25 protein-coding genes are annotated in these 23,569 nt (G+C 38.7%); 5 read left to right on the top strand and 20 right to left on the bottom strand.

The window, feature by feature from the left end:
* Nucleotides 1–37: 37 nt before the first annotated feature.
* Nucleotides 38–1,036: a PorP/SprF family type IX secretion system membrane protein gene (locus FEDK69T_RS06600; RefSeq protein WP_023573375.1), complete on the bottom strand. Its 999-nt coding sequence runs from the start codon at nucleotides 1,034–1,036 to the stop codon at nucleotides 38–40.
* 224 nt (nucleotides 1,037–1,260) lie between these two features.
* Here FEDK69T_RS06600 and FEDK69T_RS06595 point away from each other — a divergent pair, with 224 nt between their 5' ends.
* The 4 genes from FEDK69T_RS06595 to FEDK69T_RS06580 all read left to right on the top strand — a co-directional run bounded on the left by FEDK69T_RS06595 (nucleotide 1,261) and on the right by FEDK69T_RS06580 (nucleotide 5,316).
* Nucleotides 1,261–2,160 (top strand): NifU family protein, encoded by a 900-nt coding sequence (locus FEDK69T_RS06595; RefSeq protein WP_023573374.1) that lies wholly within the window; start codon nucleotides 1,261–1,263, stop codon nucleotides 2,158–2,160.
* Between the two features lie 93 nt (nucleotides 2,161–2,253).
* A complete protein-coding gene (locus FEDK69T_RS06590) occupies nucleotides 2,254–2,457 on the top strand; it encodes a dodecin family protein (protein ID WP_023573373.1) in 204 nt (67 codons plus the stop codon).
* A 60-nt stretch (nucleotides 2,458–2,517) separates the two neighbouring features.
* Complete coding sequence (locus FEDK69T_RS06585) at nucleotides 2,518–4,539, top strand: thioredoxin domain-containing protein (RefSeq protein WP_023573372.1); 2,022 nt, start codon at nucleotides 2,518–2,520, stop codon at nucleotides 4,537–4,539.
* Nucleotides 4,540–5,316 carry a mechanosensitive ion channel family protein gene (locus FEDK69T_RS06580; RefSeq protein WP_023573371.1) on the top strand — a complete coding sequence of 259 codons (777 nt, stop codon included), beginning with the start codon at nucleotides 4,540–4,542 and terminating at the stop codon, nucleotides 5,314–5,316.
* Here the strand turns inward: FEDK69T_RS06580 and tsaB are convergent.
* The 3 genes from tsaB to FEDK69T_RS06565 form a co-directional block, all read right to left on the bottom strand.
* Complete coding sequence (tsaB, locus tag FEDK69T_RS06575) at nucleotides 5,306–5,977, bottom strand: tRNA (adenosine(37)-N6)-threonylcarbamoyltransferase complex dimerization subunit type 1 TsaB (protein ID WP_035630173.1); 672 nt, start codon at nucleotides 5,975–5,977, stop codon at nucleotides 5,306–5,308. The genes FEDK69T_RS06580 and tsaB overlap by 11 nt on opposite strands.
* Before the next feature lie 134 nt (nucleotides 5,978–6,111).
* Nucleotides 6,112–7,434 (bottom strand): efflux RND transporter periplasmic adaptor subunit, encoded by a 1,323-nt coding sequence (locus FEDK69T_RS06570; protein ID WP_023573369.1) that lies wholly within the window; start codon nucleotides 7,432–7,434, stop codon nucleotides 6,112–6,114.
* Nucleotides 7,435–7,437: 3 nt separating this feature from the next.
* Complete coding sequence (locus FEDK69T_RS06565) at nucleotides 7,438–8,883, bottom strand: TolC family protein (RefSeq protein ID WP_035630174.1); 1,446 nt, start codon at nucleotides 8,881–8,883, stop codon at nucleotides 7,438–7,440.
* A gap of 144 nt (nucleotides 8,884–9,027) precedes the next feature.
* On the opposite strand from FEDK69T_RS06565, the gene FEDK69T_RS06560 reads away from it, so the two are divergent.
* Complete coding sequence (locus FEDK69T_RS06560) at nucleotides 9,028–10,419, top strand: DUF4403 family protein (RefSeq protein ID WP_023573367.1); 1,392 nt, start codon at nucleotides 9,028–9,030, stop codon at nucleotides 10,417–10,419.
* 127 nt (nucleotides 10,420–10,546) lie between these two features.
* On the opposite strand, the gene FEDK69T_RS15420 is transcribed toward FEDK69T_RS06560, so the two are convergent.
* The 16 genes from FEDK69T_RS15420 to gcvH all read right to left on the bottom strand — a co-directional run bounded on the left by FEDK69T_RS15420 (nucleotide 10,547) and on the right by gcvH (nucleotide 23,551).
* Complete coding sequence (locus FEDK69T_RS15420; protein ID WP_023573366.1) at nucleotides 10,547–11,635, bottom strand: DUF998 domain-containing protein; 1,089 nt, start codon at nucleotides 11,633–11,635, stop codon at nucleotides 10,547–10,549.
* Between the two features lie 54 nt (nucleotides 11,636–11,689).
* Nucleotides 11,690–12,901, bottom strand: coding sequence for a DUF445 domain-containing protein (locus FEDK69T_RS06550; RefSeq protein WP_262488004.1), 1,212 nt, complete (start codon nucleotides 12,899–12,901; stop codon nucleotides 11,690–11,692).
* A 319-nt stretch (nucleotides 12,902–13,220) separates the two neighbouring features.
* Entirely contained in the window at nucleotides 13,221–13,481 is a 261-nt protein-coding gene (locus FEDK69T_RS06545) for a hypothetical protein (protein WP_023573364.1), read from the bottom strand.
* Between the two features lie 496 nt (nucleotides 13,482–13,977).
* Nucleotides 13,978–14,244 (bottom strand): hypothetical protein, encoded by a 267-nt coding sequence (locus tag FEDK69T_RS06540; protein ID WP_035630095.1) that lies wholly within the window; start codon nucleotides 14,242–14,244, stop codon nucleotides 13,978–13,980.
* Entirely contained in the window at nucleotides 14,234–14,785 is a 552-nt protein-coding gene (locus FEDK69T_RS06535) for a DUF420 domain-containing protein (RefSeq protein ID WP_023573363.1), read from the bottom strand. Before FEDK69T_RS06535 ends, FEDK69T_RS06540 begins: the two co-directional genes overlap by 11 nt.
* Nucleotides 14,786–15,412, bottom strand: coding sequence for an SCO family protein (locus FEDK69T_RS06530; protein ID WP_023573362.1), 627 nt, complete (start codon nucleotides 15,410–15,412; stop codon nucleotides 14,786–14,788).
* A 6-nt stretch (nucleotides 15,413–15,418) separates the two neighbouring features.
* Nucleotides 15,419–16,069: a hypothetical protein gene (locus FEDK69T_RS06525; protein ID WP_023573361.1), complete on the bottom strand. Its 651-nt coding sequence runs from the start codon at nucleotides 16,067–16,069 to the stop codon at nucleotides 15,419–15,421.
* A 78-nt stretch (nucleotides 16,070–16,147) separates the two neighbouring features.
* The gene (locus FEDK69T_RS06520) at nucleotides 16,148–16,504 is read right to left on the bottom strand and encodes a cytochrome C oxidase subunit IV family protein (protein WP_035630097.1); all 357 of its coding nucleotides are present in this window, start codon (nucleotides 16,502–16,504) and stop codon (nucleotides 16,148–16,150) included.
* 22 nt (nucleotides 16,505–16,526) lie between these two features.
* Entirely contained in the window at nucleotides 16,527–17,504 is a 978-nt protein-coding gene (locus tag FEDK69T_RS06515) for a cytochrome c oxidase subunit 3 (protein ID WP_023573359.1), read from the bottom strand.
* 44 nt (nucleotides 17,505–17,548) lie between these two features.
* Nucleotides 17,549–18,136, bottom strand: coding sequence for a cytochrome c oxidase subunit 3 (locus FEDK69T_RS06510; protein WP_023573358.1), 588 nt, complete (start codon nucleotides 18,134–18,136; stop codon nucleotides 17,549–17,551).
* A gap of 6 nt (nucleotides 18,137–18,142) precedes the next feature.
* The gene (gene cyoE, locus FEDK69T_RS06505; protein ID WP_023573357.1) at nucleotides 18,143–19,057 is read right to left on the bottom strand and encodes a heme o synthase; all 915 of its coding nucleotides are present in this window, start codon (nucleotides 19,055–19,057) and stop codon (nucleotides 18,143–18,145) included.
* Between the two features lie 139 nt (nucleotides 19,058–19,196).
* Nucleotides 19,197–19,739, bottom strand: coding sequence for an SRPBCC family protein (locus FEDK69T_RS06500; RefSeq protein WP_023573356.1), 543 nt, complete (start codon nucleotides 19,737–19,739; stop codon nucleotides 19,197–19,199).
* A gap of 54 nt (nucleotides 19,740–19,793) precedes the next feature.
* Complete coding sequence (locus FEDK69T_RS06495) at nucleotides 19,794–21,929, bottom strand: hypothetical protein (RefSeq protein WP_023573355.1); 2,136 nt, start codon at nucleotides 21,927–21,929, stop codon at nucleotides 19,794–19,796.
* 73 nt (nucleotides 21,930–22,002) lie between these two features.
* The gene (gene deoC, locus FEDK69T_RS06490) at nucleotides 22,003–22,746 is read right to left on the bottom strand and encodes a deoxyribose-phosphate aldolase (RefSeq protein ID WP_035630099.1); all 744 of its coding nucleotides are present in this window, start codon (nucleotides 22,744–22,746) and stop codon (nucleotides 22,003–22,005) included.
* A gap of 45 nt (nucleotides 22,747–22,791) precedes the next feature.
* A complete protein-coding gene (locus tag FEDK69T_RS06485; protein WP_035630101.1) occupies nucleotides 22,792–23,181 on the bottom strand; it encodes a VanZ family protein in 390 nt (129 codons plus the stop codon).
* The gene (gene gcvH / locus FEDK69T_RS06480; RefSeq protein WP_023573352.1) at nucleotides 23,171–23,551 is read right to left on the bottom strand and encodes a glycine cleavage system protein GcvH; all 381 of its coding nucleotides are present in this window, start codon (nucleotides 23,549–23,551) and stop codon (nucleotides 23,171–23,173) included. The genes FEDK69T_RS06485 and gcvH overlap by 11 nt, the downstream gene beginning before the upstream one ends.
* Nucleotides 23,552–23,569 lie beyond the last annotated feature (18 nt).

The following is a 23,569-nucleotide window of genomic DNA, read 5'->3' as shown; positions in this document are numbered from 1 at the left end:
AAAAAAGTCCCGATAAACGGGACATATTAAATTTTAATTAGTTTACTGCAGGACAGTTACAGTGGTAAGGCTCACGTTTACAGTTAAAGTTGAATCCTAATGTAATTTGGTGGAAACCACTGTTATCGAATTTAACAGCTTGTGATAAATAAGAATATGTGTAAGCGAACATGAAATTTTTGTAATTTACACCAACGATTGGCGTCCAATATTGCAACGTTTGATCATCCACAGTACCACCTTCATAGAATTGAGTAGCCTCGAAACTTCTTCTGTATGACAGACCTCCCCAGATTTTACCAAAATCTTCCATATTCTTATAAAGCTTAAGGTTTATATCAATGGACTTCTCTTTGGTTTGCTCAAAAGCCTGGAACATTACAGAAGGCTCCCATAAAAGCCCCTCTTCATTTCCAAAAGTATAACCTGCAGAAACAATATATTTTCTTAGATTATCGAATTCGATATCCGTATAAATTTCACGCTTAGATTCAATCGCATTTTTCACTGTGAAATGAGCATAAAAATCAACAAAGTGATAAGACATTCCCAAATCAACATTGAAATAAGTATAATTTTGCTTTGTGCCTCCAACAGCCGGATCAAATTCTTCAAATTCAGATTCGTCCAATCTACTCTGAATAATTCCCACGTTTGCTCCAAAAGAAAGCATATTCAAATCGTCATTCCCTTCGGAAAAACGGATATGATGCGCATATGTAACTTTGGCACCAGTTTGAGAATGGTATCCGTTACGGTCATTGAACACAATCGCTCCAAAACCAGAAGTTCCTTCATCACCTAAAGATGTATTAAAACTTAATGTTTGCAATCTTGGTGCATCTGCCTCTCCAAACCATTGCTGACGAGCGGTCAATCTTACTTTTGCACAGTTCGAAGCTCCCGCCATAGAAGGGTGAATCAAATAATAGTTATCCGATAAATAATCTGAATAAACAGGAAGTCCCTCCTGTGAGAATGATAGCTGGGTCAAAAATAAAGCTAAAATTAAAAAGCGATTTTTCAGTATGTTCATATTTCTTTATTATTGAAAATAGGGGTCGTTTTGTTTTAAAAAATAGTGGTATTTTTCACACCCCCCAAATATATAAATTTTTGAATAACAAAAACACTCGATTTATTTTTTGCACAAATTAATGTGAAAAAACAGAAAATGATGTGTTAATTTTTTCCTTAAAAAATCAAATATAATTATTCATAGCATATAACTTCGTTAAATTTGCAAAAAATCTCAAAAGCATGCAAAAAGTAATCATACGCGAAACGCAGAATCCCAGCATATTAAAGTTTGAATTCCCGGATTTCATAACCAAAAGCCAGAATTTTGAATTCAAGAACATAGATGAGACCGCACAGTCTCCTCTCGCTAAACAATTATTCTACCTTCCGTTTGTAAAAACGGTTTACATCTCAGGAAATTTCATCGCCATCGAAAAATTTTCAATCGTGGAATGGCACGAAGTGAAGGAACTGGTAGCTGAGCAAATCGAAACGTTTGTTGACAAAGGCGGTAAAATACTAAACACAGAAGATTCGGATAACAAAAAAATCCCGGTAACAGTTTACAGCGAAACCACTCCTAACCCATCGGTAATGAAATTCGTAGCCAGCAAAATGCTGACTAAAACGGCAGTGGAATGCAAAAATATCGACGATAGCGCCGTTTCACCATTAGCCAAAGAATTATTCAGATTCCCATTCGTTAAAGAGGTGTTCATCGACGAAAATTACGTTTCCATCTCCAAATACGAAATCGCTGACTGGATAGAAATCACACAGGAAATCCGTTCCTTCATTAAAACATACATCGAGGAAGGCAAAACAATTATTGATGAAACTCAAATTGTAAAAACAGCCAACCACGAAAAACAACAGGAAGCGTATTTCGACAAACTTGATGCGATTTCACAACAGATCATAAACATCTTGGAAGAATACGTAAAACCGGCGGTTCAGTCAGACGGCGGAAACATCGCATTCCAATCATATGATGAAAAAGAAAAACGTGTAAAAGTGATCCTTCAGGGTGCATGCAGTGGTTGTCCGTCATCAACATTTACATTGAAAAGCGGTATCGAAAACATGCTAAAAGAGATGCTTCACGATCAGGAAATCAAAGTAGAAGCGGTTAACGGATAATTCTGCCCTTTGCTCTAAAACTTCCCATAGGAATTGTTTTCAACATGATTACCTTTTAATTTTATCAGGTAAAACATTTAAAAACAATAGATTATGGGAGTCCTAAAAGTAATTGAAATTTTATCCAGCTCGGATGTCAGCTGGGAAGAAGCAACCCGTAAAGGAGTAGCTGAAGCTGCCAAAACACTAAAACATATCCGATCGGCTTATGTTCAGGAGCAAAGTGCTGTTGTGAACGACGAAGGCAAAGTCACACACTACAGGGTCAATCTGAAACTGACATTCGAAATAAAATAATATCGGGAAATCACCGTATCTTTAAGCGTTCAATGTTGAACGCTTTTTTTATCTTCGATTATGAACGAACTACAGCACGAAACAAGTCCGTATTTATTACAGCATGCCAACAACCCAATCCATTGGAAGGCATGGAATGACCGAACCCTGTTATCAGCCAAAAACGAAAACAAACTCATTCTGGTGAGCGTCGGATATTCGTCCTGCCATTGGTGCCACGTAATGGAGCATGAAAGTTTTGAAGACGAAGATGTTGCAAACGTCATGAATCCGAACTTCATATCCATAAAAGTTGACCGCGAGGAACGTCCCGATGTTGACGCCATTTACATGAAAGCTGTTCAGTTAATGACAAAACAGGGCGGCTGGCCTTTGAATGTGGTTTGCCTTCCCGATGGTCGTCCAGTATGGGGCGGAACCTATCACAGAAAAGAGGATTGGATCGACATCCTCCAGCAGCTTCAAAAACTTTTTACGGAAAGTCCGGAAAAAATGATCGACTATGCGGAAAAACTCCATCAGGGAATTACACTTCTGGGCCTGGTTCAAAAAAATCCATCCGACGAAAAAATCGACCCCGCTAATATCAAGCCCATGGTAGAAAAATGGTCGCGAAGTTTCGACTGGGAATTTGGCGGTTATGCAAGGGCTCCTAAGTTCATGATGCCCAACAATTATTTGTTTTTACAACGTTATGGCTATCAAACCAAATCGGCTGATTTATTAGACTTTGTCGATTTAACGCTTATGCGGATGGCTTCCGGCGGCCTTTTTGACACAGTTGGGGGCGGTTTTTCAAGATATTCGGTGGACATGCGTTGGCACGTTCCTCACTTTGAAAAGATGTTGTACGATAACGGGCAATTGATTTCATTGTATTCCGAAGCCTACAAAAGAACACAAAATCCGCTGTATAAAGAAGTCATCGAAAAAACACTGACATTCATTGAACGAGAATTGCTCAATCCTGACGATGCGTTTTATTCCGCATTGGATGCAGACAGCATCAACGAAATTGCCGAACTGGAAGAAGGCGCTTTTTATGTGTGGAAAAAGGATCAATTACAGAAATTACTAAAAGATGATTTTGAAGTTTTTTCAGAGCTATTCAACATAAATGATTTCGGTTTTTGGGAAAACGACAATTATGTTCTGATTCAAAGCCAGTCAACAGAAGACATAGCATCACAATTCGGCCTGACCGAAACCGAATTACTCATTAAAAAGAAAAATTGGGAACAACTGCTATTTGCCGAAAGGGAAAAACGCCCAAAACCAAGGCTTGATGATAAATCATTAACATCGTGGAATGCCATCATGCTGAAAGGTTACGTGGACGCTTACAAAGCACTTGGCAACGAACACTATCTGACCATCGCTAAAAAAAATGCAGATTTTATCCTTCATAAACAATGGTCGGAAGAAGGCTTCCTGTGGCATTCCTATAAAAACGGAAAAAGCACCATTAAAGGTTTCTTAGAAGATTATGCTTTTGTAATCGATGCTTTTATCGGATTATATCAGGCTACTTTAGAAGAAAATTACCTGATGCACGCCAAACAGCTGGCGGACTATTGCCTGGAACATTTCTATGATGAAACCCAGCAGTTTTTTGCCTTTACTGCCCGTAACGAAATACAGCTCATTGCCTCCCATTTCGAAACGGAAGACAATGTTATTCCGGCATCCAATTCGGTTATGGCCAATAATTTATTTGTCTTATCTCTTTTATACCATAACTCTTATTACGAAAAAACAGCTTTGCAAATGCTGCATCACATGATTCCGCATCTGGATTATGCTTCGGCTTATTCAAACTGGATGAATTTGTGGTTACATCTGTCCGAAGACAATAAAGAACTAGCCATTTGCGGTAAAAAAGCCCTTGACAGTCTAAAAAAGATAAACGCCGAATACCTTCCCAATATAATAGTTGCGGGAAGTACAACCCAATCCGACCTACCTTTTTTAACCAACAGGTTTGACGAAGAAAATCTTCTGTTTTATATTTGCCACAATAAAAAATGTCTGCTACCCAATACCTCACTCGAGGCAACGGTATCTGAACTAAAAATCAACTAAATGACTATTCAAGTAGAAGAAGTACACAATCTCGTCGTGCATTATATAAATGTTTTAATCGATTTTTCGCCAAAGGTAATTTCTGCAGCCTTGGTATTGCTTGTCGGTATCTGGGGAATTAAGATCTTCAGAAAAGTGGCCGAACAAATCATGACCAAACGAGAATTGGAGCCTACGGTAATCCATTTCATCTCCGACATTCTGATGTGGGGTGCCCGAGTATTACTCTTTGTAACGGTTATTTCACGCCTTGGCATTGAAACTACTTCATTCGTGGCCATCTTTGGAGCCATCGGTTTGGCTATAGGTATGTCACTGCAGGGTTCACTTTCGAATTTTGCGGGCGGAATGCTGATCATCATGTTCAAACCTTTTAAAGTGGGCGACACTATTGAAGCGCAGTCAGAATCCGGAAAAGTATTGGAAATTCAGATTTTCACAACCAAAATCCTAACCGGGCAAAACCACATCATCTATATTCCAAACGGTATTTTATCCAACGGAAAGATCAAAAACCTTTCTCAAAAAAGCACGCGCCGAAGTGACTTGATTGTACGTACAAGCTATGATTCAAATATCAAAGCTGTAAAAGGCGAACTGGAAACGATTGTTACCACTCATCCGAAAGTATTAAAATCACCGGCTCCAGAAGTTACCGTGAACGAACTTACCGACTCTACCGTAAATTTCGCCGTTCGCGTATGGGTAAAGAACGCCGATTTCCAAATGGTGAATTCGGATATACTGGAACGAAGTAAAAATGTAGTTAAACTTTAGGTTTAGTGGTCATCACAAAGTCTTTCAAATAAAAAGGTTCAAAATAAGCGACATCTACAAAGTCGCTTTTTTTGTACTTTTCAAATGACATTGCGGCCATTTCATTAGAAGACGGATAAACGACTTCATCGTGGTACACAAAGCGTTCCGAGTTGAGAACTTCTTTGCATTTTTGGGCGCCATCACCCACCAAGTGTATAATTCCGGATAATTCGGAATACGAATTTCCATCGATTATATCTGCTCTGGTTTCAAACTGCTTCACATAATTTCGATCAAAACCGGAAGCGAATACTTCCATACGACGCGCATCAATCATAGGAACTATAAAACCATTTTCGATAATGATTTTACGGGCCAAAGCCTCCAACGTATCAGTTGCGATCAATGGAATATTGAGTGAATACGACAATCCTTTCGCAGCCGAAACACCAATGCGTAATCCGGTATAAGAACCCGGCCCCTGACTAACAGCCACTGCTTTTAAATCCCGAAACGTTATCCCAGCCTGACGCAAAGCTTCCTCAAAAAAAAGATGCAGCTTCTCCGCATGGGAATACCCTTCATCGGCTACTTCCAGACAAACGATGGTTTTCCCTTCGTTTGCAATTGTTACAGAACAGTTTTTGGTTGCCGTTTCAATATTTAAAATATAAGCCATGATTTTGAAATTATTGGCAAAGATACGTTTTTGAAATTCCAAATTACAAATCCAAAATTCCAAAAAAAAACCAAACAGCTGCTTTATGCAAACCATTTGGATTTTGGAATTTGATTTATTTCGAATTACTTCCTCTATGCTTTTTCTTCCTTGTCTTTATCTTTTTCCCCGGCATCTTTCTTCTTAATAGTGACTTTATCTCCCGGATTCAATTCTTTGGTTACAGTGGTATAAGGCCCCACGATCACAACATCTCCTTTTTTCAGTCCGCTAAGCACTTCGATATTGGTATCGTCCTGAATACCGGTTTTGATAACGCGCAATTTTGCTTTGTCCCCAACTTTCACAAATACACATTCGTATTTTTTATCGGTAGAACCTTTGATTTTCTCTTCCTGTTCTTTTTCCAATTCCTCTACCACATCCTTTTTAACAGCAGTCGTATCGGTTTTCATCACAACGGCACTGATCGGCACTGCAAGGATATTCTCTTTTCGAGTGGTAATGATATCAACAGTAGCCGTCATCCCTGGACGGAAAGGCGAAAAGTTAGCCGGCTTCCCTTCGGTTAAATCGGCATACGATTCCTTCAAAATACGAACTTTCACTTTAAAATTGGTCACCTGATCCGCAGAAGTCGTTGCTACAGATGAATTGGAAATACTGGTAACAATCCCTTTGAATTCTTTTTTCAAATAGGCATCCACTTCAATTTTAGCCTCATCCCCTATGCTGATCTTAACGATATCATTTTCATTAACATCCACTTCCACTTCCATATTGTTCAGGTTGGCTACGCGTAGTAATTCAGTTCCTGCCATTTGCTGGGTTCCTAAAACGCGCTCTCCCAATTCCACATCCAATCTTGAAATCGTTCCGTCTGCCGGAGAGTAAATGGTAGTTCTTCCAAGGTTATCCTTTGCTTCCGTTACAGTAGCAGAAGCACTTTTCACGTTATAGTAAGCCGATTGTTTATTCGCTTCGGCAACCTCATATGCAGAAACCACCTTATCCCATTCCGATTTTGAAATCACCCCTTTTTCAAACAGCCTTTTGTTTCTGTCGTAATTTGATTTTGCTTCTTTCAATTGGGCATCGGCCTGATTTAATCCCGCTTTGGTTGTCGACAGGGAAGCCACGGTACGATTCACACCCGACTCATAAATATCAGGATTGATTTTCACCAGTAGATCCCCTTTCTTAACGGTTTGTCCTTCCTTAACAGGCAGCGAAATAATCTCTCCCGACACTTCCGAAGAAATTTTAACCTCCACTTCTGGCTGGACTTTCCCGGTAGCCGAAACCGTTTCCACAATAGTGATGGCGTCGGTCTTTGCAATTTCAACTTCTTTTCCTTCGTCTTTATTCCCGATAACCCCTTTTTTGCTTAGCATTACCAATGCCGCAACTAAGACTAAAGTTCCTCCTAATACTAAATATTTTGTCTTTTTTGTCATGATTTATTGTTTTTGTACAATTGGGATTCCGAAGTAAAATTCCAATATTTTTGTTCTGAAAATATAATCGTATTTAGTTCTTAAAACCTCCGATTGAGCATTTACATATAATGTTTGTGCCTGATTGAAATCGAAAACATTCATCAAGCCTACTTCGTAGCGCTCTTTAGCATAATTATATGACTGTTCTCTGGCTTCTAAAGTAGTCACCGCAGCTTCATACGATTTCAAAGCACCTTTTGTATCGGTGTAGGCTGTATAGACGGTACGCTCTAAATCCAGCTGGTTTTGTTCCAAATTAATTTTAGAACGTTCCAAGGCTACTTTTGAACGCGCTACATTATTTCTGGCTGACAAACCTTGTAAAATCGGAACATTCAATGACAATGCAATATTCTGTCCTTTATTCTCATCGAACTGATCTAAAATCGGCTTCGGTCCCCCTAATACTGGTGTGAAATTGGGCTGTAAAACCAATTGATTAGTTCCGTCCACATAACCAATAACAGATGTTGGATTCTGAGTATCAGGCTGTACCCCCACTATCCTATCCGAATACGAAGCACGAGTTGCAAAACTGTAGAATCCGCTAAGCGTCGGTTGATAGGCCCCACGCGCTATTTTCAAATCTCTTTCGGCAATTTCCACGTTTGTTTCGGCCATTTTGATATCGGTTCTTATTTCCTTCGCCTTATCAAAAATAGTCTTAGGTTCCTGCAGCAAAATACTGCTCTCCTGGACAGGCACTGAAGTGTCGGCAATATCAAAGTTCTGAAAATCCTCTAACTGAAGTAACTGCGAAAGGCTCAGTTTTGAAATCAGCAAAGCGTTTTCAGCAGCAATCATCCTTTGGGTAGTGGTCGCTACTGTGGCTTTCACGTCCATCAAATCGCCTTTTGGCACAACGCCGGCATCAACCAATTCTTGGGTACGCTGCATTTGTTTATTTTCATAACTCAACTGCTCCTGCTGCACTTTTAAATTTTCCTTGTTGAAAATAATCTGCAGATAGGCGTTCACTACATTAAGCGAAACATCTTCCTGCATTTTGGTAAGCTGATACTGTGTCGCTATGATGGAAAGATTAGCTTTTCGTAACCTGTTTTGATTCTGAAGCCCTTTATAAATATCAACGCCGGCATTAATCCCAACATTGCTATACTGCGTGGTCTGGTTTCTCAACAAACCCGTAGTGATATCCTGATTCAAACCAATGTTCCAGGAATGTGAGGCCGACCCATTCACGGATGGCAGGAAATTACCATACGCCTCCTTTTTGGAAATATCCGAAAGTTCCTTATCCAAGGTTGTGTTCCGTATGGATATGTTTTTTTCCATTGCATAGTTCACACATTCTTCAAGCGTCCATTTTTTGGATTGCCCTTTGGAATGAAATGACATCAACAGCAATCCGAAAAACAATGTTTTAACTTTAATTGTTCTTTTCATATACTGATTTTGAAAAGAGGCCGTACCGATTTTATCAGAAAGTACGCTCTTATTCTTAAAAACCATAAGACGCATTTCTTTACAAAAAGTTACAGCACGCTAAGAATAAAAATTTTACTTTTACTCCGATTTATTAAAACCCACATGAAGCTACTTTTCTCTTTATTAGTTTTTTTTTCTTTATTGACTGTCCCAATTGGCTGCTCATCCTCAAAAAAAATAGAAGCGCTAAAACCTTTACCAAGCGATAACGCCCCAGCGGTTTACGAAACAAGCACTTCCTTCATCAACATGCCTGTCGAAATCCCGTTAAAGGAAGTTGAAACCCAACTCAACAAAGCCTTAACCGGCTTAGTTTACAACGACAGCATACTGTCTGATGATAAAACCGAGATGAAAATATGGAAACAGGCGCCCATAAAACTAACCGAGAAAAACGGAAAACTCGAATCGGTAGTCCCTTTGAAAATGTGGATTAAACTAAAATACGGAACCGATTACTTGGGACTGAATGACACCCGTGAAATCAATCTTAACGGAACGGTTACTATTTTAAGTGATGTAAAACTCTCGAACTGGAAACTTACCACTTCATCCAGCATTGAAGATTTTGAATGGAGTGAAAGCCCGTCCATTGTTGTTTCAGGAAAAAATATACCAATTACCTACATAGTGAATCCGACACTTCGCATTTTCAAATCGAAAATCGCCAATAAAATAGACAATGCCATTGGCAAATCGGTTGATTTCAGGCCGACAGTTTTATCGGTTCTGGAAAAATTGAGCATTCCGATCCAAACCAGTGAGCAATATGAAGCTTGGTTTAAAATGATCCCGGCCGAATTGTATGTAACCGATGCTGTCTTGGCTAAAAACAAAATCACCATGGACATGGGATTGAAATGCAGTATGCAGACCGTCGTGGGAGAAAAACCCGCCAATACCTTTAAAAAGGAAAACATCGTACTGAAACCGGTAACCAGCATGCCGAATAAAATTGAAGCCAGCGTAGCAGCCGTTTCCACCTACGAAACAGCTTCACGCCTTATAAATAAGAAATTCCAGGGACAGGTCTTCTCATCGGGAAGCCGAAAAATAACAGTACAGAAAGTGGATTTATGGCACAAAGACGGCAAGATGATTGTTGCGTTGGATATGATCGGAAGTGTAAACGGAACCATTTATTTGTCCGGTTATCCGAGTTACAATGCCGCAACCAAAGAAATATACTTCGACCAGTTGGATTATGTCTTAGACACCAAGGGTGCATTAACGAGAACTGCCAACTGGCTTCTGAGCGGGATCATCCTGAATAAAATTCAGAAGACCTGCCGTTATTCGATTCAGGGGAATTTAGACGAAGCGAAGAAAAACCTATTGCCGTACCTTACCAATTATTCGCCCATGAAAGGTGTTTTTGTAAACGGTACATTAAACGACCTTGAATTTGACAGGGTAGCCCTTACGGACAAAGCAATCATTGCTTTCATAAAAGGCACCGGCCAGATGAACGTGAAAATTGAGGGAATGGATTAGTCAACAGTCGCAGTCTTCAGTCGCAGTAACAGTTAGCAGTAACATTCAAACCGAACATATAAAAAAGCCGTCTCAAAAATGTTTTTTATAAATCTGACCGTTGCTCCGTCATGCTGAACTCGTTTCGTCAGTTCGCTTCGCTCGTGGGCAAATCCGGTCTATTGGAGTTGATTTTATTTTTCTTTATCAGTTGAATTGACAGTACAATCACCCACAGGAAATAGATATATTGGTTGATGCGCTCCCATAAACCCATCATCGGTGTTGGCAAATTGGCTTCAAGATTTGGAGCATCTTGGCTTGTTAGTATTCCAAATCCCACTAGGAGCGTGATACTGATGATGGTATAAATGCGGAATGTTTTTCCAAATACCGCGGCTCCGAATGCCATAGTGAAGACAAACAGCAACACCGTAGCAATAGTCCATGCAATATGAAGGGTGTCACTTAAAGACTTTGCGCCCGAAGCAATTGCCTCGCGTGTATGCATGGGCGGCCAGTAAAGATTGAGGACACTGTAACCAATAATTAGTGCCGAAAGAATTTTCAGCTTTTTATTATTTCCGGATGCATATAAAACTCCCCAGCCAAATGCAGCATAAAGCAATGGATACAGTGTACCCAACAATACCCAAAGAATCCGTGTAGGCGCTCCTATGGCTGAAAGTTCGCTAACGGTTAACGAAGTGGATGAATATCCCGGATAATGCAATGGCACGAATACGTTCATAAATGTGTACCACAATGAAGAAAGAATACCACAGTACAATAAATAGTTAAGCATTGAAGACGTATTATTTCTCGCCACAACAAGAGGAACAGCGGTTATAATTCCCAGCAGGACAGGCACTCCCCACATAAGGTGCAGCCAATGCAGTTCCTGCAGAATAATTATTTCAACAACAAACCATATGTACCAACCCAAAAGTCCAACACAAGACCAAAGCCAATCGTTTTGCCTTTTGCGAAGGATTCTGAAAAAAGCAAACAGGCTCAGAACCCCCATCACAAAAAGTATAATCCCGGGGATGAGAAAATCATTAAAGGTGCCATGCATTATTTCAACCGGCATTTTCATCAATTCACCATTTGATTTTGCAACCAAAAAGCTACCGCCAACCAATCCCCCTAAGCCCTCATAACCGAGTACAGACAATAAAACAATTCTTGTCCATAATGGCTGCAACCTTAAATCATATTGTATTTTTTTTTGCATCAGCGGGAGTGTTGTTTAATTTTTTGTCAATCTATTTTTTAGGATTTTGCAGAATTAAATCTCGAACATAACTTTCACCAAGGCAATCATTACTCCGACCAATCCGCCAACCAAGGCACCATTCAGTCGTATGTACTGCAAATCATTGCCAACTTTTTCCTCTATTTGCACTACCAATTCCTTATTATCCAATTTTTCCAGGCTTGAGCGCACCATGTTTCCTATCTCGCCGTGGAATTCTTCAAGCATTTGGGAAATGGTATCCTTTATCCAGTGGTTGATTCTCTCCCGTGCTTGAACGTCATTTTCCAAATTGTCTAAAATTTGGTTCAGTTTCCCAATCACAAACTGCATCAGTGGGGTTTCATTGTTATCGAGCTGTTCGGCCAGCGTATTTTTAAATCCCCCCAACATCCGTTGGATAATCTTGCTAAGGTCGGCATGTCCGATAAAGCGATTGGTGAAGTCATCAACCAGTTTACGGGTTTCCTCATCACCGGTTGCCAACCTATGGGCAAAATCAAGCATCCAACTGTCAAATTTAGTGCGCACCGGATGATTCGGATTATACCTGGCTTCGGTTAAAAATTCATTAGCTTTCACCAGCAGCTCATCGGCAATAGCCTCATAATCGAGAGCATTAAATGTTCTCCCTAAAGCTACCGTCAGTCCTTTTAGAATGGACTTATTGCCATACTCTTTGGCAGCATCTCGCAGTTTGTCAATCAGCAGTTCCTTTATCTCCGGTTCGCTGACTGACTTTGCACCCGCCTCAAGCAACTGTTCCCAGATTTGATTGTGGTCATCGTTTTTGATCGACTTCTCCAGCCAGACTCCTAATGAGGAAGCCAAATCCAATTCCGACAGCTGTTCTGTCAGCATCGACTGCAGTGACTTTGCCAGATTGGGATTGTCCAGTTCATCGGATAGTTTCAACGCAATTTTCTTGATAAGGTCAATTGCCTTTTCCTGATTGGAAGGCTTCTTGAGGAATACAATTACTTTTTGAGCCAGATCGATGTCGTGCAGTTTTTCGGCAATGACTTCAGGCGACAGCCACTTGTTGGTCACCAGGTCTACTATTCCTTCGGTGAGCTTTTCCCTGTTCTTGGCTATGATATCGGTATGCTTTCGGACATAAGGAATCGGGATTTCGTGGAAAAGGGCACTCACCGCAAACCAATCGGCCATGCCGCCGACTGTGCCGGCCTCAAAACCAGCTTTAAACACGCTCCAGCCCCAATGATCAATTAGCCCCAATTGCATCATTGTTTCCAAAACGGCAAAACCGCCAAAGGCAATCAGTAACGAAATGGACCCGACCCTGTTTTTCATACCCGCAGCTATTGTTTAGGACTTAAGAAACGCTGAATTCTGTGGACACTTTTTAATTTGTCAGCCACAGATTTAATTTCATATTAAAGTTATTGAATAAATTGATACGTGTACGATAATTAATTACCCTACTTTGCGCGCTCATTTCTAGACCAAAACAAAAAGCTACAACTTAACGCTGTAGCTTTTAATTCTTGACAAAACCCCCCATTTCTTAAAACCGTTGTTAGCAGCTGGCAGAATTTTACTATTATGAATTTATAATCTCATAGTCTGATTTCGTAGTCGGCATTTCTCTTTCATAATTCTGCGATTCGTTTTCTATTCCTATTTTCATTTTTCCGAATTGATCTACCGGATAAAGCCAACTATTTTTCATTTTATTTTGAAGTTCAATTACGTTTTGAACGACGACGTTATTTTCGACTAGATTTTCACTTGCATTAGTTTTTTTACGAAAAGAATTAAGAAGTTTCAAAATAACTTTTCCAAGCACATTAACTGTTTTCATTTATATAGGTTTATTTATCATCTAGTTTCCGTCGCGGGAAACTACTAGCTGCTAACTTCAATATATATCTAGAATCAAACCATCTCTTTTTATCAAAAAAGAAAATTTAATCTTGCACTAAGATACCAATTTGTAATAAAAAACTCCTCATGCGATAGCGAGGTGTTACTACCAACGCTACCGATCATCTTTCAACAACTGTTCTTAATCGCAGATTCCAAACCAACCCATAAATAACCATCCACACAATCACCAAATCAGGTGATTTTTTTGAGTGCGGCATTATGATGACCTATATGGAAAGTCCTTGTTCTAAAATGATTTTTTTTTCAAAAAATAAACAAAAACTGTTTCACTTTTAAAAAAAATTCAAAATTAGAACAACAGTGAAAGACACTATAACTATAAAAAACCTTTTAGGCTTAACACAAGAAGGAATGACCCACAAGGTAACATTGTAATAAAAAAGCCGTTTCAATGTAACGGCTTTTTTTATCTATTTTTCTTTTCTCTTGCTCCCGTATTTCAATCGGTAAATCGCATAACCTATCGCACCAACCAATATATACGGAATAGCCATTAAGTAAACGATTCCGTCGTTAACCGCGCCTGCCTGAACTCCAGATTCTTCACTTTCTAAAGCGGCACGACACATAGCACATTGTGCATTGGCATCAACAGAAAAGAAACAAGAAACAAGAAGCAGAAGCAATACTACCCTCATTCCCTTTCTTCCTTTTCCAATTTTTTCTTTACTGAACATAATATGGAGAAATCATTAAATAAACAATTACACCTGTTACTGCCACATACAGCCACAAAGGAAATGTAATCTTAGCAATCTTTTTATGACGCTCAAAGCTTTTGGAAATCGCACGAACGTAAGTAATCAAAACAAAAGGAATAATAACCACTGAAAGCAAAATATGAGTTACCAAAATGAAATAGTAAACGTATTTAATCATTCCTTCCCCTCCGAATTTTGTAGAATCCGACGTCATGTGATACGCCACATACATTCCTAAAAAAGCTACCGAACATGCTATGGCAACTTTAATAAGACGCTCATGAAGTGCTCGTTTGCCGTTTTTAATAGCCCAAACAGCCGCAACCAGCAATACAGCTGTAATTCCGTTGATAGTAGCGTAAATAGGCGGCAAAAAGGATAGTGGCTGCACATCGTATCCTAACTTTCTAAGATTAACCCCGAACAATAAGGCAACCACCAAAGGAATTGCCACAGACAAGAGCACAATCCATTTATTGTATTTGCTTTCTTCCGCGTTTGTTAATGTATTTTCCATTTATTCTTCTAATAGTTTTTTAATATCTTCTTTTAACATGTCAATACCTGGTTGCTCCAATCCGTCATAGTATAAAATCGGATTATCGTACGTGTCTCTTCTGCAACGAATATTACCTTCTTTGTCGATTAAGGCAAACATTCCGGAATGTTCGAATCCACCGTTCACCTCTTTGTTTTCTCCCGCATAAAGATTGAATCCGCTTTGAGCCAATTTATAAATATATTCTTTATTGCCTGTTAGAAAATGCCAGTTATAGTGCTTTACGCCCAATGTTTCAGCATGTCGCTTTAAATGTTCCGATGTATCCTTTTCAGGATCAATCGTTATCGATGCAATTCCGAAATCCGGTTTACCATAGAACTCTTTTTGCAACTGCAACATGTTCTGATTCATTTTCGGGCAGATGGTCGGACAGGTTGAAAAGAAAAACTCCACCACATACACTTTACCAAAATAATCCTTATTAGAAATCTTCTTATTGTTCTGATCCGTTAATTCGAAAGCAGGAACCGATCCCATGGTATGCAAATCCGATTTCTGGAATTTTGCCACTATTTTCGGCACCGCCCATATCCCGAACAGCAATACGATGAATGAAATACCTATATAAGATTTGTTTTTCATTACTTATTATATTTTTCTTTTATTGTTTCTTTTTAGTTCCAGGCGGTATTCGGCTAAAATGATTTTTACATCATCGGCCATTTCATTGTGAAGATCGGCTGCTGAAATGGTATTATAACCTTCTTTATACTCTACTTCTCCTTTTTTGTTTTTTCCTTTACGCCCTCGAAGATTTAAGTCTTTATCGATTATATAGACATTGGAAGTCGCTAAGTTATCATTCAGCTGTCCTACCAGTTTCAATTTGGAGTAGAATGCTTTTATTTCTTCCGGCTTAGCAAAAACGAAATGCCAGTGGGACAAATCAGAAATAGTTCCCAATTCTGTCATTAACTGCTTAGCCTGATTTTCAGTTCCTATCGGAGCCACCATCACCACCTGGAAATCTTTAAACTCTTTGTTCTTATCGTAGATTTTCTGATCCAGATTGAACGCATTTCCTTTTTCCTTTATAATCTCTGAACCGGGAAAACCCAATACGGTTATTTTTTCCTTAAGCTGTATTGGCGTTCCGTCTAAGGAAGTCCATTGTGACACCTCCGGCACATTAGGCGTAAGGGTAGGCAATTTCACAAAGTTATTTACGCCGGAAGAGAAAAAAAGATAGGCACAAATAGGCAAAGCGAATAAAACTGTAAGGACAATATATTTTTTCATGTTATACTACTGATTACTTGGGTGCAAAAATAAAAAAAGGTACGCAATAGCGTACCCTTTTTATAAGTTAATATGTTCTTAAAAAATCCACTTATAATGTGAAGTTTTAAACACATCAAAAACATAATTACCTTCTACTAGTAAGATGAACACTAAATAGAGTATTAAAAACACCAGTGGTCCAACAATTGACGTTTTGAAATTGTTTTTCTCCCCTTCCAAGTGCATGAAAGCCCACATAATGTAGTAAGCTTTAACAATCGTCAATATGATGAATATCCAGTTTAGTAAATTCATTGATAAAAGCTCTGGTTTATACAACCAAAGTGGCTTATGTATTCCCAAGAAAACCTCTACTATAGTTACTGCCGACAAAAGGGCAAAAACTATCCATATTCTTTTTGTATTTGATTCGTGTGCGTGTGCTTGTCCCATGATACTTTCTTTATTATATAAATTATACTAAATAGAAGAATGTAAATACAAACACCCAAACTAAATCTACAAAGTGCCAGTATAATCCAACTTTTTCAACCATTTCATAGCTTCTTCTTTTCTCATATGTTCCTAGAACTACGTTGAAGAAAATCAAAATATTGATAACCACTCCGGAGAACACGTGGAATCCGTGGAATCCTGTGATAAAGAAAAAGAAGTTAGCAAATAATTTATGACCGTATTCGTTATGTTTCAGGTTAGCACCTTCAACAACCATAGTAGCCTCTTTCAAACGAGCCAAAGACTCTTCTCTAGTTAAAACGGTTTTCTTTTTATCACTATTTAAATGCTCAGAACGGATTAATAAACTCGGGTTTGCTTTGAAACCTTCAACAACCTCTTCAACTGAGTAACTAGCTATTGTCTCACCTTTTTCAAACCAAATACCTAACTGGCTTTCTTTTTGAATTCTTTCTTTCGGCAAATGTAATGCAAAGTCAGCCAAAGCTACTCGCTTACCATCCTTGTCAACAAATTGAAGAATAGATCCACCTTTAGTTTCCACAGCTCCGTGAGAACCCTGAATGAAATTTTTCCACTCCCATGCCTGAGAACCCAAGAAGATCAAACCTCCCAAAATAGTTAAAAGCATGTAAATTGCAACTTTTGTTTTTTGCAATTGGTGCCCTGCATCTACAGCCAACACCATAGTTACAGAGGAGAAGATTAATATGAATGTCATTAAGGCCACATAATACATAGGCGCATCTACACCATGTAAGAAAGGAAAGTGAGTAAACACTTCATCGGCAATTGGCCAAGTTTCGATAAATTTAAATCTTGAAAATCCGTAAGCTGCAAGGAATCCTGAGAATGTTAAAGCATCTGATACGATGAAAAACCACATCATCATTTTGCCGTAACTTGCTCCCATTGGCTCATTTCCGCCATCCCAAGTTTTTTCGTTAGTAGCTGTTGTAGTAACTGTCGCTCCCATTGTAAAGTTATTAGTTAAAAAGTTCCCAAATTTACATTTTTTTTCTATTTGTAGAAATAGAAAAATAAAAACAAGTACAACCATAAGAAATCAAGAAAGTGCCAAAACATCGCACCTAGCTCAATACCAAGGGTTTGAGTTGAATTGTATTTTTGTTTAAAATGATTATAAATTATGATTAAAAGTGCCGCAAGCCCGCCAAAAAGGTGAGCTAAGTGCACCATAACCACCACATAAAGAAAGGAGGTAGTAATAGTACTTTCACTTCCGGTAAAAAAATACCCGGAAGCAATTACCTGACTAAATCCTTGAAACTGTAAAAAAACGAAAGCTAAACCTAACACCAATGTAGCTAACAAATACATGGTTGTAGCTTTTCTGTCGTCTTTCTGAATGGCTTTTTTTGCCAAATGAAAAGAAAGACTGCTCAACACCATTACCACTGTACTTGCAATAAATGCCGATGGCAAGGTAAAAGTATTCAACCAGTCCGGTCGTGATTTACTGATTACATAAGCACTTGTCAATCCGGCAAAAACCATAACAATACTTATCATTGCAAACCAAAGCAACATCTTATACGATTTTGCTTTTCTTTCATTATGCTCCTGAAGTGACATTTCCATTTCCATAATACTTTATCTTAAAAATTTATCTATAACATACACCAACTGCAACAAGGAAATATAAGACACGCTTACCAACATTAGCTTCCTTGCCGCTTTCTCATCCATTTCTTTATATAATTTCACTGCAAAATAAAGCATCCATAAACCCAGAAGCAATACAATCCCTGCAGCGATATAACTCAACTTCAATTCCCCTGTAAAACCTAATACAGGCAGCAATGAAGCCACTATCAGCCAAACGGTATATAAAATGGTTTGCAGCGCCGTTTTCTTATCCTGTTTCCCAGTAGGCAACATAAAGAAACCAGCTTTTTCATAATCCTTATATAAAAACCAGCCAATTGCCCAAAAATGAGGAAACTGCCAGAAAAATTGAATCAAAAACAAGGTTCCGGCCTCTATCCCGAAATTATTGGTAGCCGCAACCCAACCTAACATAAAGGGAATGGCTCCGGGGAATGCACCAACAAAAACAGAAAGTGGCGTAACCGTCTTTAAAGGCGTATAAACACAGGTATAAAGAAAAATTGAAATTGCACCGAACATGGCTGTTTTCGGATTGATGCTGTACAAAATCGACAATCCAATCAGCGTAAGCACTACGCCCAGAATAAATGCATTTTGTTTTGATGTCCTACCGGAAGGCAAAGGCCTGTTCTTGGTTCTGTCCATCAACACATCCAAATCTTTTTCAATGATTTGATTGAAAACATTGGAAGCTCCCACCATACAGTACCCCCCAATGGCAAGAAAAATGAAGGTCATCCATGAAAACGGAAATTCTTCCGAAACACCTAAAAGATATCCAACGATAGAAGAAAAAACCACACTGATAGCCAATCCGGCCTTTGTGATTTCTTTAAAATCAGTAAGCAAAGAAGTCAGTGTTAACGTTTTTCCCGGTGTATCCAATGCAGTTTTCATTTAATTTTCAAAACGGTGGCAAATATACTTCAAAATTTATATTTCTCAACAGCAATCCTTTAAAATCAAACTGCAAAATAAGTTTTAACAAAAAAAGACAAACTTTTCAGCCTGCCTTTCGTTTTTTATCATTTCAATCTTATTTTTTTTCCAAAATTACCTTCAGATCACTCAAACCCATCTCCATAGCTCCGCCAATCTCTTTTTCCATATCCACCATCAAAAGGAACAAATTCATCGGATAATCCAGATGACCTTTAAAGCCCCACTTCACTTTGGTTTCGTTTGGAGAAAGACCTTCAGTCACAAAATAAGCATCATCCTCAGCCTCAAAAGGCTCTTTGAAACGTAATTTCAAATCGATTCTTTCATTTTCAACAATTTTCATAATTTCCTGTTCGCCTTTACCAACTTCATCATTCTCACTATCCCAGGAATACACAAAACCCACTTCTCCATCAGTTCCTTTGTATTCTTTTTTAGCGTTGGGATCTTTTTTATTCCAAACACTGAAATTATCCTGATTTTTGACCATTCGTATGTACTTGAAAACTTCTGCCACTGGTTTTTTAATAATAATTTCTCGTTCCAAAGCGTAGTCTTTCTTAACAAAAAGGCCGGCAACCATTAAGATGACAGCAATGGCCAGCACAAATAATAGTAGTTTTTTTAAAATTTGCATACCGTTGATTTTTAAAAGTTGGCTATTAAATGTACGAAAAAAATTTATAAAAAATTAAAAATCGTAATACCAGTTAAATAAATCCGATCTCAAACCTATGGAAAACCAAGTTGTACTTCTTCGAGTAATTTTTAAAGTCTCACTGTTAACTTCAGCGGTCGGATCAAAGTTTCGGTAAATTAAATTTCCGAAAATTTTCAGATTCATGGCAGGGTTAACCACATAACCTCCCTGCAAATCGGCAATCAGGATATTGGTTTTGTTTCCCTGTCCGACTTTTACACCGGTGTCAGCATAACGATCCTGATCATATTCGCGATAGATATCTCCCCCATAATTGGAATTAGCGATCTCGGCATCCGGAGCTGGTTTTTCAAAATCGAACCCTTTTACTCCATATGTTAACTTCGTATTAGCAAACCATCTTCCTTTATAATAACGTCCGATAAGCGCCAATTCATAAAAATTCGCTCCCCATAAGTGAGCCATGCTTTGATTATTGTGACCATAATTAGTGATAGCGGAACTATGCGAATATGTATACGGACGAACCAGGTTGAACTCCGACTGAAGCATCAGATTTTTAACTTTGAAAGCATCATAGTATTTTGCTCCTAACTGATAGGCAAATTTATTCTTCCAGCTTTGATTGCCTGTCTTCATATCATCCAATGAAAATTCATCCAGGAAAAACTGCCCATACAGATTTACTTTACTGTTCCATTTATATTTGGAAGCGAATCCTAAAGTAGCATTTCCGCTTTTTGAGGAAGATGAAAACTCTACGGAACGGAAGAAAATAATCGGATTAACAAAACTCATATCAAATCCTCTGCCGTTAGTATCCGTCCAGACAACCGATTCAAAGAAACCAATATTGACACGTTTTGATACATTCCAACTCAAATAGTGATTGGCCATATATTTTGACGCATAAGTTCCATCAACGGTAACTTCAGGGCGAACATCTTTCAGCCACATATATGTATTTGTGTATTTAATTTTCCAGAATGTGGTATTAATTTTAAAATAAGGATACGGACTTGCCGCGTCACTGGTAAACAAAGAGCGGTAACCATCTCCTATAAAATTTCGACCATAACCAAGCTGAAGATTAATAAACTTAGCAGGCGCAAACATAAGGTTCGCATCGGCTGAAGGAAAATCATAGGCATCTTCTTTAAATCGTTTCGCAATACCAATTCCAGGAATAATAGCCGGATTTCCACCCGAAGGTTTAATCGATTCAGCATACTCATTGTAGTAATCGGCGAATCTTCCCTGGCTTTCAAAAATTGATGTTGTAAAAAACAACTGTTCCCCAAGACCTCCCTGAACATTTATACCTCGGGTATTTACAAAAGTATTATCAACGGTTTCGCTGCTGAAGTCTTTCCCTAATCGGAAGTCAAAAATCGGATCCAGGGTAAACCAATAAATATCGCCTTTAAGCGCAATCAAATGTTCGTTCCACAATTTACGGCCGAACCAAGATTCCTTTTTAAGCAGGTTTTGTTTGTACATCCCTTCCAAATCCTGATACTTGGTCACCTCAGTATAAACGTAAGGTTTTGAAGCAGTATGATTGTTAGTTCCAACCTGATTCAGAGAAGCATCGAACTCACTATAAGCCGTATGCGTAAAAGGAATATTCAAACTGCTTTTATACTGAGGGTTGTCGAACTTCTGATAATTTACCGATTCATATTCTTTCGATTCCGATTTAGGATCAATGGTTGCATTCTTTTGAGCCTGATCCACTATTGCCGGCGCACCGAAAACAGCCGGCTTAACCGTTGGGATGGCAATTTTTATAGAATATTTTGAATACGTAGGCTTTCCCGCATATTTGGAAGGTTCGACTTTTGGCAATTTCGAAAATACCCGCTTCGTTTCATCAACCAATTCCGGATATGCAGCGTCAACATAAAGCACCTTGAATGTTCCGGTAGTATCTACTTCAAAAAGAGCAATGACATTGCCTTTAAAATTTTGATCGGTAACTGGTTGCGGTACTTTAAAATTGTCGTAGACAAAATTCTGGAGTTGATTATAAAAACAAGCCTCTTGTTCACGGGCAGTAATTACTTTACAGTCCGGAAAAACCGGAAACTGTTCCTTGGAATTAACTTGAGCAGTAACAAATTGGCCGAAGCCAAAGAAAAAAAATAACGGTAATAAATACTTCATTTGATTTTGGGGATTATAACTAGATTTTTTGGGGCTTTATATCTGATAGTTATTCTTGTGATAGATTCTTAATTCAATATTCGTTTTGGGACACTTGACCGTCGGTGATGGCTTTGGCTGATGATGTTCCGATTCGTTTTACTCCGAGCGAAATCATCTCCATTGCTTCCTCGTAGCTACGCACACCTCCAGCTGCCTTAACCGGTAACGGAAAAGCATTTTCAATCATCAGTTTTATCGTCGGAGTGGTTGCTCCATTAGGCAAACCTGCTTCTGTTTTATAAAAACCGGTGGAAGACTTTACAAAGACACTGGCATACTGCTCTTCCTTAAAATTAGCGATGACCACATTTTTAATCAGCGCAGTAAGTTGGACAATTTGATGAGCATCCAAAGCAGCCACTTCAATAATCCACTTAACGATCCGGTTATGAGAAAGTCCCAAACGGGTTCCTTCCAACACTTGTTTTTTCACCAAATCAACCTCACCTTGCTTGAACGCTTCATAGTCGACTACAAAATCGAGATCGTCTGCGCCATCAGCTATTGCCATATTGGCCTCATTTAGCTTTTTTTCAAGCGACCCATTTCCATCCGGAAAATCTATCACTGTCCCTATACAGACTTTTGAATTCGCTTGGGAAACCATCTCATTGGCCATAGCAACCATGTCTGGACGAAGCATTATCAGTTTGAATTTCTCATCAATGGCTTCCCGCACATAATTTTTAACAACTTCTCTGTTCTGGGCTTTTGTCAAACCGGCTTGGGAGGCTGTTTTTAAGTAGGTTGAATCCAAATATTGTCTTATATCCATGCGATAAAAATAAAAAAATCCCCCGAAGTGGGAGATTTATTTGTACTATTTTTTTGAAGCGTTGCCCTCTCTGGGTTTCATCACAAAATGCAGAACTATGATTCCGACTATACTGCCGGACACATTAGCAACTACATCATACATATCGGCTTGTCGAGTAGCGGTAAACAGACCCTGGCAAATTTCTATTATTCCACCGTATAAAAAAGAAGAAGCCAGAACAAACCAAGCCTTTTGGGCAAATGTCAGTTTGGGTACTTCCTTAGTGAGAAACAAAAACCACAATACAGAAAAAACAAAATAGAAAATAGCATGTATCGTTTTGTCTTTACCAAAAACTGCCACATTGGGCATATTGCCTGTACTAAGCAAGCATGCCACGCCTATTACCGCAGTCCAGAGAACAGCAAAAAGAAAATTTTTCTTATGCTCCAATCAGTTCTTTGTATTGCTCGCTTGACAACAATGAATCGATTTCAGAAGCATCAGAAATTTTAACTTTCACCATCCATCCTGCTCCATAAGCATCTGAATTAACAGCTTCCGGAGTTGTTTCCAATTCTTCGTTGAACTCGATGATCTCACCTGAAAGCGGTAAAAATAAATCAGAAACCGTTTTTACTGCCTCAACAGTACCGAAAACTTCATCTTTTGCTAAAGTTTGATCTAACGTTTCTACTTCAACGTAAACGATATCTCCAAGTTCTTTCTGTGCAAAATCTGTAATCCCTACAGTTGCAACATCGCCATCAATGCTAACCCATTCATGGTCTTTTGTGTACTTTAAATTAGCTGGTATATTCATTGTGTTAATTTTTATTCG

The organism is Flavobacterium enshiense DK69, assembly GCF_000498495.1.
GTDB classification, from domain to species: Bacteria; Bacteroidota; Bacteroidia; order Flavobacteriales; family Flavobacteriaceae; genus Flavobacterium; species Flavobacterium enshiense.
The sequence above is the reverse complement of the archived record's forward strand: the minus strand, read 5'-3'. Positions and strand labels throughout refer to the sequence as shown.

Coding starts and splice junctions, on each gene's coding strand:
- FEDK69T_RS06600 (WP_023573375.1), bottom strand. CDS start 1,036: ATGAACATACTGAAAAATCGCTTTTTAATTTTAGCTTTATTTTTGACC.
- FEDK69T_RS06595 (WP_023573374.1), top strand. CDS start 1,261: ATGCAAAAAGTAATCATACGCGAAACGCAGAATCCCAGCATATTAAAG.
- FEDK69T_RS06590 (WP_023573373.1), top strand. CDS start 2,254: ATGGGAGTCCTAAAAGTAATTGAAATTTTATCCAGCTCGGATGTCAGC.
- FEDK69T_RS06585 (WP_023573372.1), top strand. CDS start 2,518: ATGAACGAACTACAGCACGAAACAAGTCCGTATTTATTACAGCATGCC.
- FEDK69T_RS06580 (WP_023573371.1), top strand. CDS start 4,540: ATGACTATTCAAGTAGAAGAAGTACACAATCTCGTCGTGCATTATATA.
- tsaB (WP_035630173.1), bottom strand. CDS start 5,977: ATGGCTTATATTTTAAATATTGAAACGGCAACCAAAAACTGTTCTGTA.
- FEDK69T_RS06570 (WP_023573369.1), bottom strand. CDS start 7,434: ATGACAAAAAAGACAAAATATTTAGTATTAGGAGGAACTTTAGTCTTA.
- FEDK69T_RS06565 (WP_035630174.1), bottom strand. CDS start 8,883: ATGAAAAGAACAATTAAAGTTAAAACATTGTTTTTCGGATTGCTGTTG.
- FEDK69T_RS06560 (WP_023573367.1), top strand. CDS start 9,028: ATGAAGCTACTTTTCTCTTTATTAGTTTTTTTTTCTTTATTGACTGTC.
- FEDK69T_RS15420 (WP_023573366.1), bottom strand. CDS start 11,635: ATGCAAAAAAAAATACAATATGATTTAAGGTTGCAGCCATTATGGACA.
- FEDK69T_RS06550 (WP_262488004.1), bottom strand. CDS start 12,901: ATGCAATTGGGGCTAATTGATCATTGGGGCTGGAGCGTGTTTAAAGCT.
- FEDK69T_RS06545 (WP_023573364.1), bottom strand. CDS start 13,481: ATGAAAACAGTTAATGTGCTTGGAAAAGTTATTTTGAAACTTCTTAAT.
- FEDK69T_RS06540 (WP_035630095.1), bottom strand. CDS start 14,244: ATGTTCAGTAAAGAAAAAATTGGAAAAGGAAGAAAGGGAATGAGGGTA.
- FEDK69T_RS06535 (WP_023573363.1), bottom strand. CDS start 14,785: ATGGAAAATACATTAACAAACGCGGAAGAAAGCAAATACAATAAATGG.
- FEDK69T_RS06530 (WP_023573362.1), bottom strand. CDS start 15,412: ATGAAAAACAAATCTTATATAGGTATTTCATTCATCGTATTGCTGTTC.
- FEDK69T_RS06525 (WP_023573361.1), bottom strand. CDS start 16,069: ATGAAAAAATATATTGTCCTTACAGTTTTATTCGCTTTGCCTATTTGT.
- FEDK69T_RS06520 (WP_035630097.1), bottom strand. CDS start 16,504: ATGGGACAAGCACACGCACACGAATCAAATACAAAAAGAATATGGATA.
- FEDK69T_RS06515 (WP_023573359.1), bottom strand. CDS start 17,504: ATGGGAGCGACAGTTACTACAACAGCTACTAACGAAAAAACTTGGGAT.
- FEDK69T_RS06510 (WP_023573358.1), bottom strand. CDS start 18,136: ATGGAAATGGAAATGTCACTTCAGGAGCATAATGAAAGAAAAGCAAAA.
- cyoE (WP_023573357.1), bottom strand. CDS start 19,057: ATGAAAACTGCATTGGATACACCGGGAAAAACGTTAACACTGACTTCT.
- FEDK69T_RS06500 (WP_023573356.1), bottom strand. CDS start 19,739: ATGCAAATTTTAAAAAAACTACTATTATTTGTGCTGGCCATTGCTGTC.
- FEDK69T_RS06495 (WP_023573355.1), bottom strand. CDS start 21,929: ATGAAGTATTTATTACCGTTATTTTTTTTCTTTGGCTTCGGCCAATTT.
- deoC (WP_035630099.1), bottom strand. CDS start 22,746: ATGGATATAAGACAATATTTGGATTCAACCTACTTAAAAACAGCCTCC.
- gcvH (WP_023573352.1), bottom strand. CDS start 23,551: ATGAATATACCAGCTAATTTAAAGTACACAAAAGACCATGAATGGGTT.